Source organism: Vibrio rhizosphaerae (assembly GCF_024347095.1).
In the GTDB taxonomy this organism is placed as follows: domain Bacteria; phylum Pseudomonadota; class Gammaproteobacteria; order Enterobacterales; family Vibrionaceae; genus Vibrio; species Vibrio rhizosphaerae.
In genome coordinates, this window is sequence record NZ_AP024903.1 from 2,619,429 (window position 1) to 2,638,013 (window position 18,585).

Annotated in this window: 20 protein-coding genes; 9 read left to right on the forward strand and 11 right to left on the reverse strand. The window is 46.4% G+C overall.

Annotated features, from left to right (window positions below; all coding sequences use genetic code 11):
• Nucleotides 1-81 precede the first annotated feature (81 nt).
• The 8 genes from nqrM to bolA all read right to left on the reverse strand — a co-directional run bounded on the left by nqrM (nucleotide 82) and on the right by bolA (nucleotide 7,223).
• Complete coding sequence (gene nqrM, locus OCV37_RS11415; protein ID WP_038183388.1) at nucleotides 82-315, reverse strand: (Na+)-NQR maturation NqrM; 234 nt, start codon at nucleotides 313-315, stop codon at nucleotides 82-84.
• A gap of 272 nt (nucleotides 316-587) precedes the next feature.
• Nucleotides 588-1,811, reverse strand: coding sequence for an NADH:ubiquinone reductase (Na(+)-transporting) subunit F (gene nqrF / locus OCV37_RS11420; RefSeq protein WP_038183386.1), 1,224 nt, complete (start codon nucleotides 1,809-1,811; stop codon nucleotides 588-590).
• A 32-nt stretch (nucleotides 1,812-1,843) separates the two neighbouring features.
• Nucleotides 1,844-2,440: an NADH:ubiquinone reductase (Na(+)-transporting) subunit E gene (gene nqrE, locus OCV37_RS11425; RefSeq protein WP_038183383.1), complete on the reverse strand. Its 597-nt coding sequence runs from the start codon at nucleotides 2,438-2,440 to the stop codon at nucleotides 1,844-1,846.
• A 6-nt stretch (nucleotides 2,441-2,446) separates the two neighbouring features.
• A complete protein-coding gene (locus tag OCV37_RS11430) occupies nucleotides 2,447-3,079 on the reverse strand; it encodes an NADH:ubiquinone reductase (Na(+)-transporting) subunit D (RefSeq protein ID WP_038183380.1) in 633 nt (210 codons plus the stop codon).
• Nucleotides 3,079-3,864 carry a Na(+)-translocating NADH-quinone reductase subunit C gene (locus OCV37_RS11435; RefSeq protein WP_038183378.1) on the reverse strand — a complete coding sequence of 262 codons (786 nt, stop codon included), beginning with the start codon at nucleotides 3,862-3,864 and terminating at the stop codon, nucleotides 3,079-3,081. The genes OCV37_RS11430 and OCV37_RS11435 overlap by 1 nt, the downstream gene beginning before the upstream one ends.
• On the reverse strand, nucleotides 3,851-5,101 hold the full coding sequence (locus tag OCV37_RS11440) for an NADH:ubiquinone reductase (Na(+)-transporting) subunit B (protein WP_038183376.1): 1,251 nt from the start codon (nucleotides 5,099-5,101) through the stop codon (nucleotides 3,851-3,853). The genes OCV37_RS11435 and OCV37_RS11440 overlap by 14 nt, the downstream gene beginning before the upstream one ends.
• A 5-nt stretch (nucleotides 5,102-5,106) precedes the next feature.
• Nucleotides 5,107-6,447 (reverse strand): Na(+)-translocating NADH-quinone reductase subunit A, encoded by a 1,341-nt coding sequence (locus tag OCV37_RS11445; RefSeq protein ID WP_038183375.1) that lies wholly within the window; start codon nucleotides 6,445-6,447, stop codon nucleotides 5,107-5,109.
• 461 nt (nucleotides 6,448-6,908) lie between these two features.
• Nucleotides 6,909-7,223 carry a transcriptional regulator BolA gene (gene bolA, locus OCV37_RS11450; RefSeq protein ID WP_038183912.1) on the reverse strand — a complete coding sequence of 105 codons (315 nt, stop codon included), beginning with the start codon at nucleotides 7,221-7,223 and terminating at the stop codon, nucleotides 6,909-6,911.
• A gap of 184 nt (nucleotides 7,224-7,407) precedes the next feature.
• On the opposite strand from bolA, the gene OCV37_RS11455 reads away from it, so the two are divergent.
• From OCV37_RS11455 to OCV37_RS11485, 7 genes are all read left to right on the forward strand, one after another.
• Nucleotides 7,408-8,544: a methyltransferase gene (locus OCV37_RS11455; protein WP_038183374.1), complete on the forward strand. Its 1,137-nt coding sequence runs from the start codon at nucleotides 7,408-7,410 to the stop codon at nucleotides 8,542-8,544.
• 205 nt (nucleotides 8,545-8,749) lie between these two features.
• Entirely contained in the window at nucleotides 8,750-9,319 is a 570-nt protein-coding gene (locus OCV37_RS11460; protein ID WP_038183373.1) for a YajG family lipoprotein, read from the forward strand.
• Nucleotides 9,319-9,918, forward strand: a complete 600-nt coding sequence (locus tag OCV37_RS11465; protein WP_051680694.1) for a peptidylprolyl isomerase — start codon at nucleotides 9,319-9,321, stop codon at nucleotides 9,916-9,918. The genes OCV37_RS11460 and OCV37_RS11465 overlap by 1 nt, the downstream gene beginning before the upstream one ends.
• Nucleotides 9,919-10,001: 83 nt before the next feature.
• Entirely contained in the window at nucleotides 10,002-11,297 is a 1,296-nt protein-coding gene (locus tag OCV37_RS11470) for an AmpG family muropeptide MFS transporter (protein WP_084717497.1), read from the forward strand.
• A 58-nt stretch (nucleotides 11,298-11,355) separates the two neighbouring features.
• The gene (gene panE / locus OCV37_RS11475) at nucleotides 11,356-12,246 is read left to right on the forward strand and encodes a 2-dehydropantoate 2-reductase (RefSeq protein WP_038183371.1); all 891 of its coding nucleotides are present in this window, start codon (nucleotides 11,356-11,358) and stop codon (nucleotides 12,244-12,246) included.
• Entirely contained in the window at nucleotides 12,243-12,821 is a 579-nt protein-coding gene (locus OCV37_RS11480) for a DJ-1 family glyoxalase III (RefSeq protein ID WP_038183370.1), read from the forward strand. Before panE ends, OCV37_RS11480 begins: the two co-directional genes overlap by 4 nt.
• A 26-nt stretch (nucleotides 12,822-12,847) precedes the next feature.
• On the forward strand, nucleotides 12,848-14,050 hold the full coding sequence (locus tag OCV37_RS11485; protein ID WP_038183367.1) for an aminotransferase class V-fold PLP-dependent enzyme: 1,203 nt from the start codon (nucleotides 12,848-12,850) through the stop codon (nucleotides 14,048-14,050).
• Nucleotides 14,051-14,090: 40 nt separating this feature from the next.
• Here OCV37_RS11485 and csdE read toward each other — a convergent pair whose 3' ends face one another.
• The 3 genes from csdE to mltA form a co-directional block, all read right to left on the reverse strand.
• Nucleotides 14,091-14,525 (reverse strand): cysteine desulfurase sulfur acceptor subunit CsdE, encoded by a 435-nt coding sequence (gene csdE, locus OCV37_RS11490; RefSeq protein ID WP_038183365.1) that lies wholly within the window; start codon nucleotides 14,523-14,525, stop codon nucleotides 14,091-14,093.
• A 17-nt stretch (nucleotides 14,526-14,542) separates the two neighbouring features.
• Nucleotides 14,543-15,352: a tRNA cyclic N6-threonylcarbamoyladenosine(37) synthase TcdA gene (gene tcdA / locus OCV37_RS11495; protein WP_038183363.1), complete on the reverse strand. Its 810-nt coding sequence runs from the start codon at nucleotides 15,350-15,352 to the stop codon at nucleotides 14,543-14,545.
• Nucleotides 15,353-15,454: 102 nt separating this feature from the next.
• A complete protein-coding gene (mltA, locus tag OCV37_RS11500) occupies nucleotides 15,455-16,537 on the reverse strand; it encodes a murein transglycosylase A (RefSeq protein WP_038183905.1) in 1,083 nt (360 codons plus the stop codon).
• A gap of 219 nt (nucleotides 16,538-16,756) precedes the next feature.
• Here mltA and argA point away from each other — a divergent pair, with 219 nt between their 5' ends.
• Together argA and OCV37_RS11510 are read left to right on the forward strand one after the other, a co-directional pair.
• Nucleotides 16,757-18,100: an amino-acid N-acetyltransferase gene (argA, locus tag OCV37_RS11505; protein WP_038183362.1), complete on the forward strand. Its 1,344-nt coding sequence runs from the start codon at nucleotides 16,757-16,759 to the stop codon at nucleotides 18,098-18,100.
• A 276-nt stretch (nucleotides 18,101-18,376) separates the two neighbouring features.
• Nucleotides 18,377-18,562, forward strand: a complete 186-nt coding sequence (locus OCV37_RS11510; protein ID WP_084717495.1) for a hypothetical protein — start codon at nucleotides 18,377-18,379, stop codon at nucleotides 18,560-18,562.
• The last annotated feature ends 23 nt before the right edge of the window (nucleotides 18,563-18,585 follow it).

The following is an 18,585-nucleotide window of genomic DNA, read 5'->3' on the forward strand; positions in this document are numbered from 1 at the left end:
TAGAGGAGAGGAGAATTCAAGAAGGAAGACCGCTCTCAGCGAAGAATCATATTCGTAGAGAGCAGTTGAATCGAGGGGTAATTAAGCGATGCGGTCTTTGTTCCACTCAGCTATACGTTCAGCTCTGGCAGCGGCTTTGGCTTCGCGTTTCTTGCGGGCATCACAAGGTTCAGGACAGTTGCAGACCTTTTCAATGCCTACAGCCCCTAAACCACCACAGCTACCGCTAACCATTTTCTTTTGGAAGATGTAGCCAACTGCCATTGCTGCAATCACAATAACAAATATGGCAAAAGTGATTAAAAAAGTACTCATATATACCTCATTCACGGTTGAGACAGGCGGAAAACAATTCGGGGCTCGCGCTGCTTTAAACAAAATTTTGTTTCACAATCAACACGATTGTAGTGATTCACAGATAAGCGAATCACTACACTTCCCCCTGAGCTCACCAGCCTGAATCTCACCCACAGACTTTTGAATCATTCTGTGAGTACGGCCATTTGACGATGACAACATGCAGTGTTTGGATAAAACAATGGCTGACTTTACAGTCAGCCATATCATACCGGGAATGAAATAACAGCTTAACCGCCGAAATCATCCAGAAGAATATTTTCTTCTTCGACACCCAGCTCTTTTAGCATGTTAATCACAGCAGCATTCATCACCGGTGGCCCACACATGTAGTATTCACAATCTTCAGGAGCATCATGATCCTTCAGATAGTTCTCATACAGAACGTTGTGAATAAAACCGGTATAACCATCCCAGTTATCTTCGGGTAATGGATCGGACAGCGCACAGAACCATTTGAAGTTGTCGTTTTCTTCTTGCAGTTCATCAAAATCTTCTACGTAGAACATTTCACGCTTCGAACGAGCCCCATACCAGAAACTGATCTTACGCTTAGACTTGAGACGTTTCAGCTGATCAAAGATATGTGAACGCATTGGTGCCATACCTGCACCACCACCGATAAAGACCATTTCTGCATCAGTGTCTTTGGCAAAGAACTCACCAAACGGACCAGAAATTGTCACTTTATCACCCTCTTTCAGAGACCAGATATAAGATGACATTTGACCTGGCGGTACATTCGGGTTATTTGGCGGCGGCGTAGCAACCCGAACATTCAGCATGATAATGCCAAATTCTTCAGGATAGTTTGCCATTGAATAAGCACGAATGATGTCTTCGTCAACTTTCGACTCATAGCGGAACAAGTTAAATTTTTCCCAATCCGAGCGATACTCTTCAGGCACATCAAAATCAGAATATTTAATGTGGTGCGCTGGCGCTTCAATCTGGATATATCCACCCGCACGGAACGGTACAGATTCTCCATCAGGGATTTGTAACTTCAGCTCTTTAATGAAAGTCGCTTTGTTATCATTCGAGATAACTGTACATTCCCACTTTTTCACCCCGAAGATTTCTTCTGGCAATTCAATCTCCATATCAGATTTGACTGCAACCTGACATGCCAGACGCTCACCTTCACGAGCTTCACCTTTAGAAATATGGCTCAATTCTGTAGGAAGAATGTCACCACCACCGGATTTAATTCTTACTTTACACTGGCCACAAGAGCCACCACCACCACAGGCGGATGATACGAAAATACCAGATCCCGCCAGTGCACCGAGCAGTTTACCACCCGGGCTTGTCACGATCGCTTTATCAGGATCGTTATTAATTAGAATCGTAATGTCACCTGTTGGAACCAGCTTAGATTTGGCAAATAAAATCACCAAAACTAAAACCAGTACAATCAGAGTAAACATCACTACACCAAGAATAATGTCCATTGACTATTCCTTATTGCTGCGGTTTACCCGACTTACAGTTGAACACCAGAAAATGACATAAAACCTAACGCCATCAGACCAACGGTGATAAAGGTAATACCAAGACCACGTAATCCAGGAGGGACGTCAGAATATTTCATTTTCTCACGGATACCTGCAAGCGCAACGATTGCAAGCATCCAACCAGCACCGGAGCCAAAGCCATAAACAATTGACTCAGCAAAATCATACTCGCGCTGTACCATAAACGATACACCACCAAAGATCGCACAGTTCACTGTAATGAGCGGTAAGAAAATACCCAGTGCGTTGTATAAAGGTGGGAAGAAACGGTCAAGCACCATTTCCAGAATCTGTACTAACGCAGCGATCACCCCGATGAAAGTGATAAAGTTCAGGAAAGTCAGATCAATACCATCGACCAGTGCATTTTCTTTCAACACGAGGTTATAAACCAAGTTATTGACGGGCACAGAAATGGTCAATACGACGGTAACGGCAATCCCCAAGCCAAACGCTGTTTTGACTTGCTTTGAAACAGCCAGAAATGTACACATCCCCAGAAAGAAAGCCAGAGCCATGTTTTCCAGGAAAATGGATCGTACGAGCAAACTAATATAATGTTCCATTGTTCCTTACTCCTTCGCTTCCACTTGTTCTGGTTTGAACACACGGATGATCCAAATTAAGAAGCCGATCAAGAAGAATGCAGATGGTGCAAGTAGCATCAAACCGTTTGGTTGATACCACCCGCCATTGTTCACTAATTTCAGAACTTCCATCCCAAAAATCTTACCTGAACCAAAGAGTTCACGTACAAAACCGACACTGATCAGAACAAAACCATAGCCCAGACCATTGGCAATTCCATCGATAAACGAAGGAATTGGTGCTTCTTTCATCGCAAATGCTTCAGCACGTCCCATAACAATACAGTTCGTGATAATCAGACCAACGAAAACTGAAAGTTGTTTTGAAATATCATAAAGATAAGCTTTCAATATTTGGTCAACCACAATCACGAGTGAAGCAATAATTGCCATCTGGACAATAATCCGCACACTATTAGGAATATGGTTACGAATCAATGAAACGAAAAAGTTAGAAAGAGCGGTTACAAATGTTACCGCCAATGTCATAACAAATGCTGTTTCGAGCTTGGTGGTCACCGCTAACGCAGAACATACACCAAGGACCTGTAACGCAATCGGGTTGTTATCCAACACCGGCGCTAACAGACTCTTCTTCAGATCTTTCACAGTAGACATTAGTTCAGACCTCCGTCACGGACTTTTGCCAAGAATGGTCCAAAGCCCTTATCTCCCAACCAGAAGTCAAATTGATGCTGAACACCCATACTGGTCAAAGTCGCACCGGAAAGTGCATCAACGCCATGTATTGATCCTGAAGGTGCACCACCTTTGACGATCTTGATTGCTGGTTTGTGATTGTCATCATAAAGCTTCTTACCGACAAACTGTTCACGCCAGCCCGGGTTTTCCACTTCACCACCAAGCCCAGGAGTTTCCCCTTGCTCATAGTAAATGATGCCGTCAACAGTATTACCATCAGTCTCAACTGAGACAAAGGCATACATCATTGACCATAACCCTTTCCCATGAATGGGCAGAATCAAGCGCTGAATTTTGCCATCTTTCTTCACAAGATAGACCAAACCATAATCCGCTCGTGCACGAATTTTCGCCGGGTCTTCAGATTCAGACAGTTTCAGAGACTGTGAATCAATCTTTGAAGCAGCGCGCTGATCGTAATGAGCAGCCGTCTGACCTTCTGGTGTTTTTTCAACAAACTCACCGGTTTTAAAATCGACCAGCTTCGGTTCGATATATTGTGAGTACAGTTCTTTAACACTACCGGACGACATATCAACCCCGGAAACTTCCAGAATCTTTGACTGTTTATCCAAAAGTGCGTTTGTTTGTTGCTTACTACGCAGCCCAACAGCTGCCGTTGAAACGATGATTGAGCACACTAAGCTCAATACGATAACAACAAACAATGTTTTTTTAATGCTATCGTTATTGTTTGCCATAGCGCGCTAATCTCCGTTTGACATTCTTTTCAACAACAATATGGTCGAATAATGGTGCAAAAAGATTCGAGAATAGAATCGCCAGCATCATCCCTTCCGGGTAGGCTGGATTAACCACACGAATCAACACACACATTGCTCCAATCAACATTCCATAGGCCCATTTACCTTTATCGGTAAACGATGCTGAAACGGGATCAGTCGCCATAAAGAACATACCAAAAGCAAATCCACCCAGAACTAAGTGCCAATGCCACGGCATATTAAACATTGCGTTGGTATCAGAACCAATTACATTGAACAGGGTTGAAAGTGCAATCATACCGATCATGACACCGCCAATGATCCGCCATGAAGCAATCCCCATGTACACAATAAAAGCAGCACCAATGGCAAGCGCTAACGTTGACACTTCACCGATCGAACCGGGAATGTTGCCAAGGAATGCATCCATCCAAGAGATCGTTGCACCTGTGACATTGTTCACCAATGCACTATGACCGCCTTGTGACCACTGACTCAGCGCCGTTGCACCAGAGAAACCGTCGGCAGCCGTCCAAACAACATCGCCCGAAATCTGAGCCGGATAAGCAAAGAACAGGAATGCACGACCCGCCAAAGCCGGGTTGAGGAAGTTACGTCCTGTACCACCAAACACTTCTTTCCCCACAACGACACCAAAAGTGATACCTAAAGCGGCCTGCCATAACGGCAATGTCGGTGGAACAATCAGTGCAAAGAGAATTGACGTCACAAAGAAACCTTCGTTAACTTCGTGTTTCCGGACGATACAGAACAGGACTTCCCAAAAACCACCGACAATAAAGACTGTCAGATAAATGGGAAGAAAATATGTCGCACCAAGCAACATTTTACTACCCCAGCCAGCCGAGTCGGCCATCAGGGAGCCCCCCAATAACTCGGTAAACCAGTAGTGCCAGTTGCCATCAATGATATTGGCCAGTTGTTGGCCTTGATAGAGATGATTTAATGCAGCAATGGCTTGACCACCCGCGTTATACATCCCCCAGAACATGGCAGGGAAAACCGCTAACCAAACCATGATCATAATGCGCTTTAGATCAACGCTGTCACGAACATGCGAGCTTTTTCTCGTCACCGTGCCCGGCGTATAGAAAATTGTCGCCGCCGCTTCATACAGCGCATACAATTTTTCATACTTGGCACCCGGCTCAAAATGATGCTCGATGTCTTCAAGAAACTTTTTAAGACCCATGGAAATTACCCTTCCTTCTCAATCTTGTCGAGACATTCACGGAGTAGCATGCCGTACTCGTATTTGCCTGGACACACAAAGGTACACAGTGAGAGATCTTCTTCATCGAGCTCTAGAACCCCTAAACGCTGAGCACTTTCAGTGTCGCCGGCACAGAGATCGCGAAGCAGCAATGTTGGTTCCATATCAAGCGGCATTATTTTTTCATAATTGCCAATCGGAACCATCGCACGTTCACTACCATTTGTGGAAGTTGTCATATTGAAAAGCTGGCCTTGGAAAAGGTGCCCAAGGTACGAGCGTGTGACTGAGAATTTATGTTTACCCGGCACTAACCAGCCAAACAATTCTTTCTCACGACCTTCTCGCAGTACTGAGACTTGAAGATGGTAACGACCAAGATAAGCATGAGGACCACTGGCTTTCACTCCGGAAAGGACTGAACCAGAAATCACGCGCACTTCTCCGGGCATAATTTCGTTATCAACCAATTCGTCTAAGCTAGCGCCAATCTTCGTGCGAATCAGACGAGGTTTATTTACCACCGGTCCTGCCAGAGAAACAACGCGTTCAACGTATAACTCTCCGGTCAAGAATAAATGACCGATAGCAATCACGTCCTGATAGTTGATACTCCAAGCGACATGGTCGAGATCCACAGGATAGAGGAAATGCATGTGTGTTCCGGGCAATCCAGCTGGATGTGGCCCTTCGAAAACATGCTCTTCCACATTCGATTGAGCGGAGTGAGGTAAGCTCTTTCCTTGCTTACAAACGTAGACTTTACCTTCTGTCAAAACAGATAAAATGTCTAAACCTGCAACGAAAGCATCTGATTGTTCATTAATAATCAGTTGTGGATCAGCAGCCAAAGGATTGGTATCTATTGCTGTTACAAAGATAGCCTTAGTTGCAGAATCGACAGCAGGAACCTTGCTAAAGGGACGAGTACGGAACGCAGTCCACATGCCGGAATCAACCAACTGTGTTTTCACTTGCTCGCGATCCAAGCTTGCAAGTTGACTGGCGTCAAACTTATCGAACGTCTCCTGCGCATCACCGGCAACTTCAATCACCACAGATTGAAGTACCCGTTTTGCACCACGGTTTACTTCGATAACTTTACCGCAGACCGGTGAAGTAAACTTAACACCCGGATTCTTCTTATCTTCAAAAAGAATTTGAGCTTTCTTTACTTCATCACCTACGCGGACATGCATCGTAGGACGCATACCAACGTACTCTTCGCCAAGCAAGGCGACTTTGCTGATGGCTTTGCCATCACTTATCACCTGGGAAGGAGTTCCAGCAATAGGAAGATCCAATCCCTTCTTTATTGTAATCATACGCACTTGCACTTTTATCGGGAAAAAGATTCTTTAAAATTCTGTAAATAATTGGCTTTGTTTAGTTATTCTATCGAGCATAAACGCCGGGAAAACTAAATGAGCCCTAGACACGACACTGGTATCCAGCTTTGATTCTTATTTGCCATAAGGTGAGCACACCCTATTGAAAACACGTCTCTCACTCGTGTGAGGCATATTTACCAGACACGGGAGTGTATCATCTTTTAGGCAATTGATGCCATGATCTAAGCTGCTTTTCTTTCTTCATTGCGGTGCAATATAATGCAAGAAATTATCATAAATTTGATGAATAGCACGCTTATCACAAGCAACTTTGAAAATATCTGTTTTCAGTAAATATATCGTTTAATCAAATAGATAAATGGACTCAAAGCACAAACAGCCACCGTGAAGACAATCATACGTCATGATTGTGAATATCATTAACTTAGCACCATTCAATTCTCTTTATGGCCGCCACCATGACACATGGGGCTATCGGGCACCTGAGTATTTTGTCGCCACTGTTCCGGGGTATAGGTATGTATCGACAATGCATGAACCTGACCTGCTAATTCATCAGCTAAAACCTGATTGACTGCTCGGTGCTGTTCAATTAAACGTTGTCCATCAAACGAAGGGCTGACAATGACGACCTTGAAATGGCTTTCAGAGCCTGCTGGCACATTATGCATATAACTTTCATTAAGCACTTGCAGGTATTCTGGCTGAAATGCCTGATTTAACTTAGCTTCAATCGTTTCTTGTATCATGTACTTTCTCTCTCCGAGATCACCGGAAAAACGTGTTGAGCACAGATAAAAAACATTCCGGTGAACCTGTGGCGACATATATTACTACTCTCTGAGGTTTAGAAAAAGGTTTCAGTTTCTTGTTTGTGCTGCATTTGCGACAATAATCGATAATTTAATTGCCCGACTCTCCTGATTAAAAATAATGAAGACAGAATTATCATTCAACGAACGTACACTGACATTACATCGCTACCCTGAGCAGCATTATGAAAATCTACAGGCGTGGGATGCCGGAGACGAATATCTGATTCGTCATGTTGAAGCCATGGCCTTGTCCCCGGGCAAGCATATCTTGATTCTCAATGATCATTTTGGCGCATTGTCATGTTGGTTTGCCCGGGATCATCAAGTGACTCTGATGAGTGATTCATATCTGTCACATCAAGGCGTGCAACAAAATTTAGCCCGAAACGGCAACGGTACAATCTCCTGCCTGACAACACTGGCAGATTTACCGACCGGTATTGATTTGGTTTTATTCCAGCTCCCCAAAAATAATCGTCACCTGATCTGGCAACTGAGTCAGCTTCGTTCCGCCTTATCGGTAACCTGCCCGGTCATTGCGGTTAACAAAGCAAAAGAAATCCATACTTCGACACTGCAACTGTTTGAGAAATACCTTGGCACGACTCAGACGTCACTGGCTTGGAAAAAACATCGGCTGGTATTTGCCAATGCCGATGCGCCCCATCAGTCAGTCTCCGCAGAGCTGATTTGGGACGCAGAAGTTGATGATCAATCGATCCGGTTAATCAATCTGCCGAATGTTTTCTCCGGAGAAAGTCTTGATCTGGGCGCTCGGTTTTTTCTTTCTCATATTCCGGAAAAGCCGAACTGCAAACATATTATCGATTTAGGATGCGGTAATGGCATTCTGTCAATTAAAGCCGGACAACAAAACCCACAAGCGGCTTTAACTTGTATTGATGAAAGTTTTATGGCGGTCGAATCAGCCCGCAGAAATTTACATGATCACTTCGGTAACCGAGCAAATATCCAGTGTATCGCGAATAATTGTCTGGATGGTTTAGCGGCTGAGTCAGCGGATTTGATTTTATGTAATCCGCCTTTTCACCAGCAGAACGCGATTACTGATCATATTGCCTGGCAGATGTTCTGTGATGCAAAGCATGTTCTGGAAAAGAGAGGTGAATTATTAGTGATCGGTAACCGTCACCTCGGCTACGATGGAAAACTCACAAGAATATTTGGGAAATCTAACGTAAAAACTGTCGCGATGAACAAAAAATTTGTTATCTTACAGGCAACTAAACGGTGAGCCGCTAAACTTCAAACCATGTAGGTCGGAGAACGGAAGTACGATGGATAAACGGTGTAAATTGAGAATCTTTCACTTCACGTCTCAATATCGGCTCGCTCACGAAGCGTATGATGTTTTTACACAAACCTAGAGTTCCATACAGACTTGGCTTTCCATACATATCTGTTAATGTGATTACTCGATTTTGAACAAGGAACCACTCATGAAAAAACTGGTTATTGCAGCGACTGTCGCACTGCTTGCCGCCTGTTCAGGCCCACAGCAGCAACAAATCAACTTTGCCCCACAGCCGGCCCTCAGCCAGAGTGATATTGTGAAAGGAAAGTCTTTTACCCTGATGAGTAAAGATGTCAGAACCTCTCAATATGTTGCGTTAGTTGATAGCGGGCGTGCACATATCGAACCGGTTCATGCGCGTCAGAATGTTCGTATCGCGATTGAAAACGCGTTGTCACAGCAATTTTCTTCCCAAGGTTTTACAACCAGCGTCAATAGCGAAAATTCCGTGACGGTAGAAATTCAGGAAGCACTCGTTTCAGTGAAGCATTCGATTATGGAAAGCGAAATGAATGCAAGCGTTGTTCTTGAAATCACGGCCGAAACGCCGACCGGAAAATTGGTAAAAACTTATCATGGTACCGCGAAGAAGACGTCAACATTTAGTGCATCCAACGATGATATCGAGATGGTTTTTAACGATGTCGTCAACAATGTTCTGAAAAAGATCGCCCAAGATGAAGAACTGAAAAACTACATGCGGGAGCACTTTTAATGCGTCGGTATCGCTTCTCAGCCATACTGGCCTGTTGTTTTTTCTCACTGTTTAGTCTGGGGGCTTTCGCATCCCCCAGCGTGACCTTTGAAACCACATTGGGTTCTTTTACAGTTGAATTGAACGCTAAACAAGCGCCAGTGACGGTCAAAAACTTTCTGCGTTATGTTGAAGACGGCAGTTATGTCGGCAGTATTTTTCACCGTGTCATCCCCGGTTTTATGGTTCAGGGGGGTGGATTCAGCACCCAAATGGAACGGCTGAAAACTTACCCGCCAATCGCTAACGAAGCCAATAACGGTTTACTCAATCAAACCGGGACCATTGCGATGGCCAGAACGCAGGATCCGAACTCAGCAACCCGACAGTTTTTTATCAATCTGGTTGACAATGACTTTCTTAACGCCGGAGAAAGACCACCGGGTTACGCGGTGTTTGGTCGGGTCACAACAGGGTTTGACGTGATTCAAAAGATTGGTCAGCAAAAAACAGGTGTCCGGAACTACATGAAAGATGTTCCCGTAGAGCCGATTATTATCACGCGTGTTTTTGTTGTTCCTGAAAAAGGCACTGCAGCAACGACGTCACCGGCACAATAGAGGTTTATTCGTTGCAAAAATCATCTTACACGTGGAAATCCACTGTTCAGAGTTATCTCGATAGACGTTTAGCATGGGTTCTCATGCTCGGATGTTCCAGTGGATTTCCTTGGGTATTGATCGGTTCCAATATGTCCGGCTGGCTAAAAGATGCTGGATTTACCAATACGGATATTGGTTATTTCAGCAGTATTTTTGTCGCCTATTCCGTAAACTTTTTATGGTCCCCGCTGGTTGACCGACTCCATATCCCACTGGTAGGTCGGTGGCTCGGACAACGGCGCAGCTGGATTTTTGTCTGCCAGTGCATCATTTTGTTGTGCACTCTGGCGATTGCTTCCTATTCGAATCCCACCACTGATTTTATGATGACCTACGGCATTGCACTGGTGATCGCATTTGTCTCAGCGACACAGGATATTGCAATCGATGCGTTTCGGATCGATAGCTTCAATAAAGCCGAGGAATCAAAGCTGCCTCAAGCTTCTGCAATGGCTGTCATCGGCTGGTGGACCGGTTACTCTCTGCCCGGTTATCTGGCATTTACCAATGCGGATCAATATGGCTGGAATACCGTTTACTTTGGCATGGCCGCGGTCATGGCTGTACTGCTCATATTCACTCTGATGACCAAAGAACCGGTGACCCACCGGGATCGCTTACAACAAAAAGCTGAAGCGCGTCATCATCAATATATTGAATCGCCGGCCCTCTTGTGGGTGTCCGTCACCGTAGTCGAACCATTTATCGACTTCTTCAGAAGAAATGGTACCCGGGTTGCAATCACAATTTTGTTATTCGTGTTTTTATTCAAAATTGGTGAAGCCTTTCTGGGAAAAATGTCGATCTCATTTTACCGTGAGATTGGCTTCAGTAATGAACAGATTGGATACTATTCGAAATTGATCGGCTGGTGGGCAACGATGCTCTTTACCTTGCTCGGCAGTATGGTCACCGTACGATTTGGTATTGTCAAAGGGCTGCTGATCGGCGGTATCGCCATGTCAGCCAGTAACCTGATGTTTGCATGGATTGCCCAAACAGGACCCAATGAGCATCTGTTTCTTGCCACTGTACTCGTTGATAATTTTACTACCGCGTTCTCGACAGTCGCATTCGTGTCATTCCTGACCTTAATGACCGGACAAGCCTTCTCTGCAACGCAGTATGCCTTATTAGCGTCTTTGGGCAATGCCGGACGCACGGTTCTCTCATCATTTAGCGGCGCAATGGTTGATTATCTGGATAACTGGCCATTATTTTTTGTCCTCACCGCGGTGATGGTCGTTCCAAGCTTGCTGATGCTTTACTCACTCCGACATTACTTTATGGACCTGCTGGAAAAAGCGAAAGCATCCAGAAAACAGGATTGCATTTAAATCAGGCTTGATTAGACTCGCTAATCGTTTGGAGTAAACGCATGAGCCACAGTAAAGCATGAATATTCTGGTGATTGGCCCGGGAGCGATTGGTTCGCTCTGGGCTATCAAATTACAGCAAAGCGGGCATCAGGTCGCCGTGTTTGGCAGGCATACGGCGCCTCACTATCAATGCCAGCTCGGCGAGTCAATCTACACCTTTGCCAATCATCAGGTTGACGACATCCGACACGCTGACCTCATTCTGGTGACGGTTAAAGCCTGGCAAGTTGCCTCCGCGTTAGAGAGACTAACGCCCCAAATCAATCCGGATACAATCATCATGCTAATGCACAACGGCATGGGCAGCCTCGATACCATCGGCGCGTTATTGCAAACCAACCCTGTTCTGCTGGCAACCACAACCCACGGCGCTTTCAAACCAGCGCCATCACAGCTCATTCATACCGGACAAGGTGAAACCTTAATCGGTGCTGCGAATGCCCAAGGTGGCCGATGTCAGTTTCTGAGAGATGTCTTTGACCACGCCTTGCCGACAGTTCACTGGCATCCACAGATTGAACACGCGCTATGGCATAAACTGGCCGTCAATTGTGTGATCAACCCTTTGACGGCTATCCGTCAATGCCCAAACGGCACACTCGCACACCCCGAATATCAGGCTCGCATCACCCGTTTAATTGCCGAAGTAAGCGCCGTCATGACGGCGGAGAAGATTCCGTTTCAGCTTGCACAGTTAACCGCTCATATTTATCAAGTGATCGCCGCAACATCCGAAAACCTGTCGTCGATGCATCAGGATGTTTCCCACCGGAGAAAAACTGAAATAGACTTTATTACCGGATACCTGATCAGAAGAGCTAAAAAACATGATATTGCGGTCCCGGAAAATGAAGCCTTATATCAACACATCAAAACATTGGAACAATCATGGGAGTCACTCATATGAGTTATAACATCTTAGTACCGATTGCGACCGGCAGCGAAGAAATCGAAGCCGTCACCATTATTGATGTGATGGTCCGGGCGGGTTATCACGTTGTTACCGCCAGTGCCGATCCGACAGAGCAATATATTGTCAAAGCTTCCCGGGGGGTGATGTTGACAGCCGAAACCCTGCTTCATCAGGTCGTCGATCAACCGTTTGATGCGATTATCCTGCCCGGCGGACTGACTGGCGCAGAAAATTTCCGAGACAATCCCCTGCTCATTGAACGACTCAAACAGCAAAAGCAATCCGGGCGACTCGTTGCTGCAATTTGTGCCGCGCCGGCGATCGTATTACAGCATCATCACCTGTTTCCGGAGGCTCAGCTCACCTGTCATCCTAATTTTCAGCAGCAAATTCCAGAAACTCAGCGCTGCACACAGCGGGTAGTCTATGATCATTCAGCTAATTTATTAACCAGTCAGGGGCCGGGAACCGCTCTGGAATTTTCTCTGGAAGTGGTTCGTCTGCTCTCCGGAGAGCAACATATGTGGCAGGTTGCCGGACCGATGATCCCACCTGCCGGGATTTCCTGATCACCGTAGAATGAGTTGTAACCACAATGACACCTGATATTTTATCTGTCCGCCAACAGTTTCCGTCGTTACACGATGGTTCTTATGTCTATCTGGACAGTGCCGCAACCACACAAAAACCGCAATGCGTGATTGATCGACTAGCGCACTACTACCAGTATCAGAATGCGAATGTTCACCGTGGCAGCCACCATCTCACCGCCGAAGCGACACAAGTATTCGAGCAGGCGCGTGCCGAAGTGTCTTGTTTTATCGGCGCAGCCTCTGAGCAAGAAGTGATTTGGACGAGGGGCGCAACAGAATCTCTGAATCTGATCGCACAAAGTTGGGGGCGCGCCAACCTGACCACCGGTGATGAGATACTGGTAAGTGAAACCGAACATCACGCCAATATTGTGCCGTGGCAATTAGTAGCGGCGCAAACCGGTGCAAAGGTTGTCAAAATCCCGATGACGACACAAGGTGAATTTGGCTGGGACGCTTATACACAATTGCTCAATGCTAAAACCAAACTGGTCGCTGTCGCTCAGATGACGAATGTCACCGGAACCCGGTTACCACTGGCAGACATTATTCCGCTGGCGCATCAGGCCGGTGCTTTGGTTGTGGTGGACGGCGCACAAGGTATCGTTCATGACACCGTGAATCTGGTGGAAATGGATGCCGATTTTTATGTGTTCTCCGGGCATAAACTGTATGCGCCGACCGGTATCGGTGTGCTCTATGGCAAGAAGCACCTGTTGAATGCGATGCCCCCTTGGCAAGGCGGCGGTAAAATGGTCGAGAAGGTATCATTTGAGCAGACCACGTTTACCGGATTACCCGGAAAGTTTGAAGCAGGCACCCCCAATATCGCCGGTGCAATTACATTGGCTGAAGCAATGCGTTGGTATCAGTCTTTTCTCCCCGAAGACAGAGAACAGCACCTGCACCGATTACAACAGTTGGCCTATCAGGGGTTAAGTCAATATCAAGATGTCCGGGTGATTGGATACCAGCCAAACAGCAGTATTATTAGTTTTGTCGTTGACGGCGTCCACCATCAGGATGTGGCAACGCTTTTAGATCAACAAGGCATCGTTGTCAGAGCGGGTCATCACTGCGCCCATCCATGTATGGATGCGTTTGGTATTCAGGGTACCATCCGCCTGTCTTTCGGGCTCTATAATACGGCAGAGGATGTCAAAAAATTTATAGCCGCGCTGGACAAGAGCCTGAGCTTTTTCTAACAAGACAGGCACATGTCAGCGGGGGATTGGCGTTATATTTTTAATCGTGTTGGCTCAGGGTCTGAATTTGTTGCACAATCGCACGCAGTCCGTTCCCCCGCGACGGACTGAGATGACTCAACAATCCTAACCGGGAAAAATAGTCTTCAATAGGGAAAGCCGTGATCTCATCGCGTGTTTTCCCTTGATAGGCTGCCATCACAATCGCAATCAATCCGCGGACAATTCTGGCATCGGAGTCTGCACAAAAGAACCACTGATCCTGCTCCGATTCAGCCACCAGCCAGACCTGACTCTCGCAGCCAGAAACCTGAACCCGCTCGGATTTCAAATCCTCCGGCATCACCGGTAACTGTTTTCCCCACTGAATCACCTGACGATACTTATCTTCCCAGCCATGCAGATTTTCCATCACCTGCAGAACATCGTCAGCGGTGATTTCGCAGCCAAATGGCGACAGCGGTAAATGAGACATCATCATTCCCCTTGGTATTACGATTGATATTTGCGGATTAATTTTTCGACAATCTTTGCGGCAGCGACAAATCCGAAGCTTGCCGTGACCATCGTGGCGGCACCAAATCCGGTAGCACAATCCATCCGTTTGGGTCCTTCGGCCGTCGATTTCATCGCACAAACCGAGCCGTCAGCCTGCGGATATTTGAGTTGTTCTGTCGAAAAGACACACTCAATGCCAAACTTGCGGGCCGGATTTTTCGGGAAATGATAATCCCGCCGGAGACGATCCTTGAGTTTCTTTGCCAGCGGATCCTGAATGGTACGGGTCAAATCCGCCACCTGAATCTGGGTCGGATCGACTTGCCCGCCAGCTCCGCCAACGGTAATGACTTTGATTTTATTGCGCCGGCAATAGGCTAATAACGCCGCTTTCGCTTTCAGACTATCGATAGCGTCCAGCACGTAATCAAATTCTGCTTTCAGATATTCATGCTGATTCTCAGGCGAGATGAAATCATCAATCAAATTGACGCGACACTCGGGATTGATCAATCGGATGCGCTCGGCCATCACTTCTATTTTGCTTTGACCGACTGTCCCCTGCATCGCATGGATCTGACGATTGACATTGGTCACGCACACATCATCCATATCGATTAAGGTCAGTTCACCGATGCCGGTTCTTGCCAAGGCTTCAGCCCCCCATGATCCCACACCACCCAGACCAATGACACACACATGTGCCGCCCGGAGAATCTCAACCGCATCATGACCATAAAGACGGCGGGTTCCGCCAAAACGCTGGTTGTAATCATCTGAAGCCGGCGTCTCTAATTCACGCATCACATTCCCCAAAGTCAAAACTGATTGCAAGAGTATCTTGAAAAAGAAAGAGTGCGATTTATACGCACTCTTGCTGCAAAAGTCTAGAACACCATCGATAAACTATTCTAACTTTTCCGGCGGTAAAGCCCATGGTGCCTGTGTCGGGGAATTTTCTAACCCCAATTTCCAGACCCGACCAAAATGACGATAATGCCCGGCGGCGATCCCGGCTCGTTCGCCCATACCATGATAGAGATCGAGATGATTATCTTTTACCGCACCGCCCGTATCGAGCACGATTAACAATCTCAACTCGTGTGTCCCGCTCCAGCTACCATCCGCATTGAGTAACGGCACTTCCGCCAAAATTGGGGTGCCCATCGGAAAAATCCGCCGATCACCGGCAACCGACGCCATGGGGAGCAATTGAATACCAGCAGAACCGGTCACCGGGGCCGCAGATCTTGGCTCAAAAAACACATAGGACGGATTCTGTTCCAGTAACGTTTTTACCTGATCTTCAGGATGTGTCATCACCCAGTGCTTAATCGCTTTTAACGACATTTTTTCCCGGGGAATCTCTCCCTGATCGATCAGCACTTTGCCGATACTGATATAAGCTTTGTTGTTTTTGCCCGCGTAGGCAAAATACTCCAGAGAATCGTCATCCCCAAAATGGACAAATCCACTGCCCTGAACTTCCATAATGAACGGATCAATCTGGTTTGCTGAATAGCCCAGTTCCAAACCTTGTCCGGTGAGCGCACCTGCATAAATCTGCGCCCGGGTCGGGCAGTCGGCCTCACAGTTCGGCATGGCATACAGCGGATAACGAAATACCTCATCCGGTGTATGACGCAGTTCAATCACAGGTGAAAAATAACCGGTAAATAATACATTCCCCTGTTGATCGCCACCTTGAAGCTGAGCCGCCTGAATGCCGTACTGTTGCAGTTCTGCCGGGTCACCGCTTTGTTGGATCCACTCTTTGAGATGTTGATAAAGCGGCTGATAAAGCATCGCTAGTGACGGAGAGTTTTGCACAACCAAATCACTCTGGAGCGGAAATTCGGTAAAGTCCCGCGGTGCATTCGATACAATGTTCGCCGTGCGATTGAGATCATCCGGCAATGTTCCGTCAAGATACTGCTGAGCACGATCGGTCGGGTGCACACACCCATTGAGTATTACAGACGCCAGCATCAAGCCCAATATTTTTTTCACAGTTCGTTTTCCATCATTTACGGTTGGCAAAGCATGACAAATTGATTCATCATCTGCAATCTGCAGGACGGATATTTAAACGAAATTTATCAACTTCTGACGTGCAGAGCATCATGGATGAAAAAGCAATAAAAAACACTTGCTCAAGACTGAATAAAAAGTCATTATTTCAACATAAATAAACATGGATATTTTACTGTGAAAAACAGAAGTACTGCACTGGTTAAAGGCTTTCGCCAATCAACACCATACGTGAATGCGCACCGTGGGAAGACAATGGTCATCATGCTCGGCGGTGAAGCGGTCGCGGACAAAAATTTCACCAATATCATCAGTGATATTGCCCTGCTTCACAGTCTGGGGGTAAAACTGGTCGTGGTGCATGGCGCTCGTCCGCAAATCAATCAGATTTTGCAGGAACAAGCCTGTGCAACCCCTTACTACAAGGGCATCCGGATCACCAATGAAAAGGCTTTACCTCTGGTCATGCAGGCCGCAGGTCAGCTCCAGCTTTCCATTACCGGCAAACTCTCTTTAAGCCTGAATAATACCCCGATGGCGGGAAACCAGCTCAATATTGTCAGTGGTAACTTTGTCATTGCCCAACCTTTAGGAATTGATGATGGGATTGATTACTGTCATAGCGGCCGGGTGCGCCGGATTAATATCGATGGCATCAACCGGGCATTGGAACAGGGTTCTATTGTCCTGCTCGGTCCAATCGCCAGTTCGGTGACCGGAGAGTGCTTCAACCTGCTGTCGGAAGAAGTCGCGACACAAGTGGCCATTCGTCTCAAAGCCGACAAACTGATCGGATTTTGTTCCGAACAAGGCATTATTGATGAACACGGCAATGCGATTGCCGAGCTGTTCCCGGCCGATGTCGAGGTACTGTTAAACCGGATGGAACCCGATCCCGAAGACGAAGAGCAGCAGGATAATCATACCGGCAGAGTGCGTTTCCTCAGAGCGGCGATTTCAGCCTGTCGTGCAGGGGTGCCACGCAGCCACTTGGTCAGCTACAAAGAAGATGGGGCGTTAATTCAGGAATTGTTCTCTTTTGATGGGATCGGGACTCAGGTCGTCATGGCCAGTTCAGAACAGATTCGTCAGGCGACCATCGACGATATTGGCGGTATTTTCGATTTAATCCAGCCGCTGGAAGAAAAAGGGATTTTGGTCCGTCGTTCGAGAGAACAACTGGAGCAAGAAATTCATCGCTTCACAATCATCGACCGCGATGGCCTGATCATTGGCTGTGCCGCGCTCTATCCCTATGTCGAAGAAAGTATGGCCGAAATGGCATGTGTCGCGATTCATAATGAATACCGGGATAGTAACCGTGGGCTGATGCTGCTGAACCATATGAAAGGTCAGGCGAAAAACATGGGCATCAAATCGATGTTCGTGCTGACAACACATAGTCTACACTGGTTCAGAGAACAGGGATTTGTCGAAATGGATGTGAGTTCACTGCCGGCGATCAAACAAAACCTTTATAACTACCAGCGCCGCTCTAAAGTGTTGAGTCTCGAGCTATAACGAAGGTCAACCGGTCAGCATTTGGATAACCACTTGATATCACTGACTGATGACCAGACGCCGTTTAACTCAAGCTACCAGTCGTCGCAAAGATTTTAATTGCAATGAAACTGAACAAATAACAAACAGCTTTACTCTATTTTCAAATTGTGTAAAATTCCCCCGATCAATTGAGGAATGTGATTTTTTGCAACACAGGTCACAGTATTTACTCAAAATAAAAAATAGTGCAAGGATGCTTTTAGTCACTAAATTAGTCATTAAGAGCACAAAAATATGAAAACGGTTATTTGTAATTCACTCCAGAGCTTCTGGGACATGGGAGACCATCAGTTTTTAGAAGGTCATAACGTCCATTGTGTTTTCCCGATGAGTGAGCAAGTGAAGCGCTTTATTCTGGAATGTCAGTCTCGCTATAAAATTCGCACCATCACATTTACATCGATCTCGTTAAGCCGATAAGTGATCTCACAGATTTGCAGGCT

Coding starts and splice junctions, on each gene's coding strand:
- nqrM (WP_038183388.1), bottom strand. CDS start 315: ATGAGTACTTTTTTAATCACTTTTGCCATATTTGTTATTGTGATTGCA.
- nqrF (WP_038183386.1), bottom strand. CDS start 1,811: ATGGACATTATTCTTGGTGTAGTGATGTTTACTCTGATTGTACTGGTT.
- nqrE (WP_038183383.1), bottom strand. CDS start 2,440: ATGGAACATTATATTAGTTTGCTCGTACGATCCATTTTCCTGGAAAAC.
- OCV37_RS11430 (WP_038183380.1), bottom strand. CDS start 3,079: ATGTCTACTGTGAAAGATCTGAAGAAGAGTCTGTTAGCGCCGGTGTTG.
- OCV37_RS11435 (WP_038183378.1), bottom strand. CDS start 3,864: ATGGCAAACAATAACGATAGCATTAAAAAAACATTGTTTGTTGTTATC.
- OCV37_RS11440 (WP_038183376.1), bottom strand. CDS start 5,101: ATGGGTCTTAAAAAGTTTCTTGAAGACATCGAGCATCATTTTGAGCCG.
- OCV37_RS11445 (WP_038183375.1), bottom strand. CDS start 6,447: ATGATTACAATAAAGAAGGGATTGGATCTTCCTATTGCTGGAACTCCT.
- bolA (WP_038183912.1), bottom strand. CDS start 7,223: ATGATACAAGAAACGATTGAAGCTAAGTTAAATCAGGCATTTCAGCCA.
- OCV37_RS11455 (WP_038183374.1), top strand. CDS start 7,408: ATGAAGACAGAATTATCATTCAACGAACGTACACTGACATTACATCGC.
- OCV37_RS11460 (WP_038183373.1), top strand. CDS start 8,750: ATGAAAAAACTGGTTATTGCAGCGACTGTCGCACTGCTTGCCGCCTGT.
- OCV37_RS11465 (WP_051680694.1), top strand. CDS start 9,319: ATGCGTCGGTATCGCTTCTCAGCCATACTGGCCTGTTGTTTTTTCTCA.
- OCV37_RS11470 (WP_084717497.1), top strand. CDS start 10,002: ATGCTCGGATGTTCCAGTGGATTTCCTTGGGTATTGATCGGTTCCAAT.
- panE (WP_038183371.1), top strand. CDS start 11,356: ATGAATATTCTGGTGATTGGCCCGGGAGCGATTGGTTCGCTCTGGGCT.
- OCV37_RS11480 (WP_038183370.1), top strand. CDS start 12,243: ATGAGTTATAACATCTTAGTACCGATTGCGACCGGCAGCGAAGAAATC.
- OCV37_RS11485 (WP_038183367.1), top strand. CDS start 12,848: ATGACACCTGATATTTTATCTGTCCGCCAACAGTTTCCGTCGTTACAC.
- csdE (WP_038183365.1), bottom strand. CDS start 14,525: ATGTCTCATTTACCGCTGTCGCCATTTGGCTGCGAAATCACCGCTGAC.
- tcdA (WP_038183363.1), bottom strand. CDS start 15,352: ATGCGTGAATTAGAGACGCCGGCTTCAGATGATTACAACCAGCGTTTT.
- mltA (WP_038183905.1), bottom strand. CDS start 16,537: ATGCTGGCGTCTGTAATACTCAATGGGTGTGTGCACCCGACCGATCGT.
- OCV37_RS11510 (WP_084717495.1), top strand. CDS start 18,377: ATGAAAACGGTTATTTGTAATTCACTCCAGAGCTTCTGGGACATGGGA.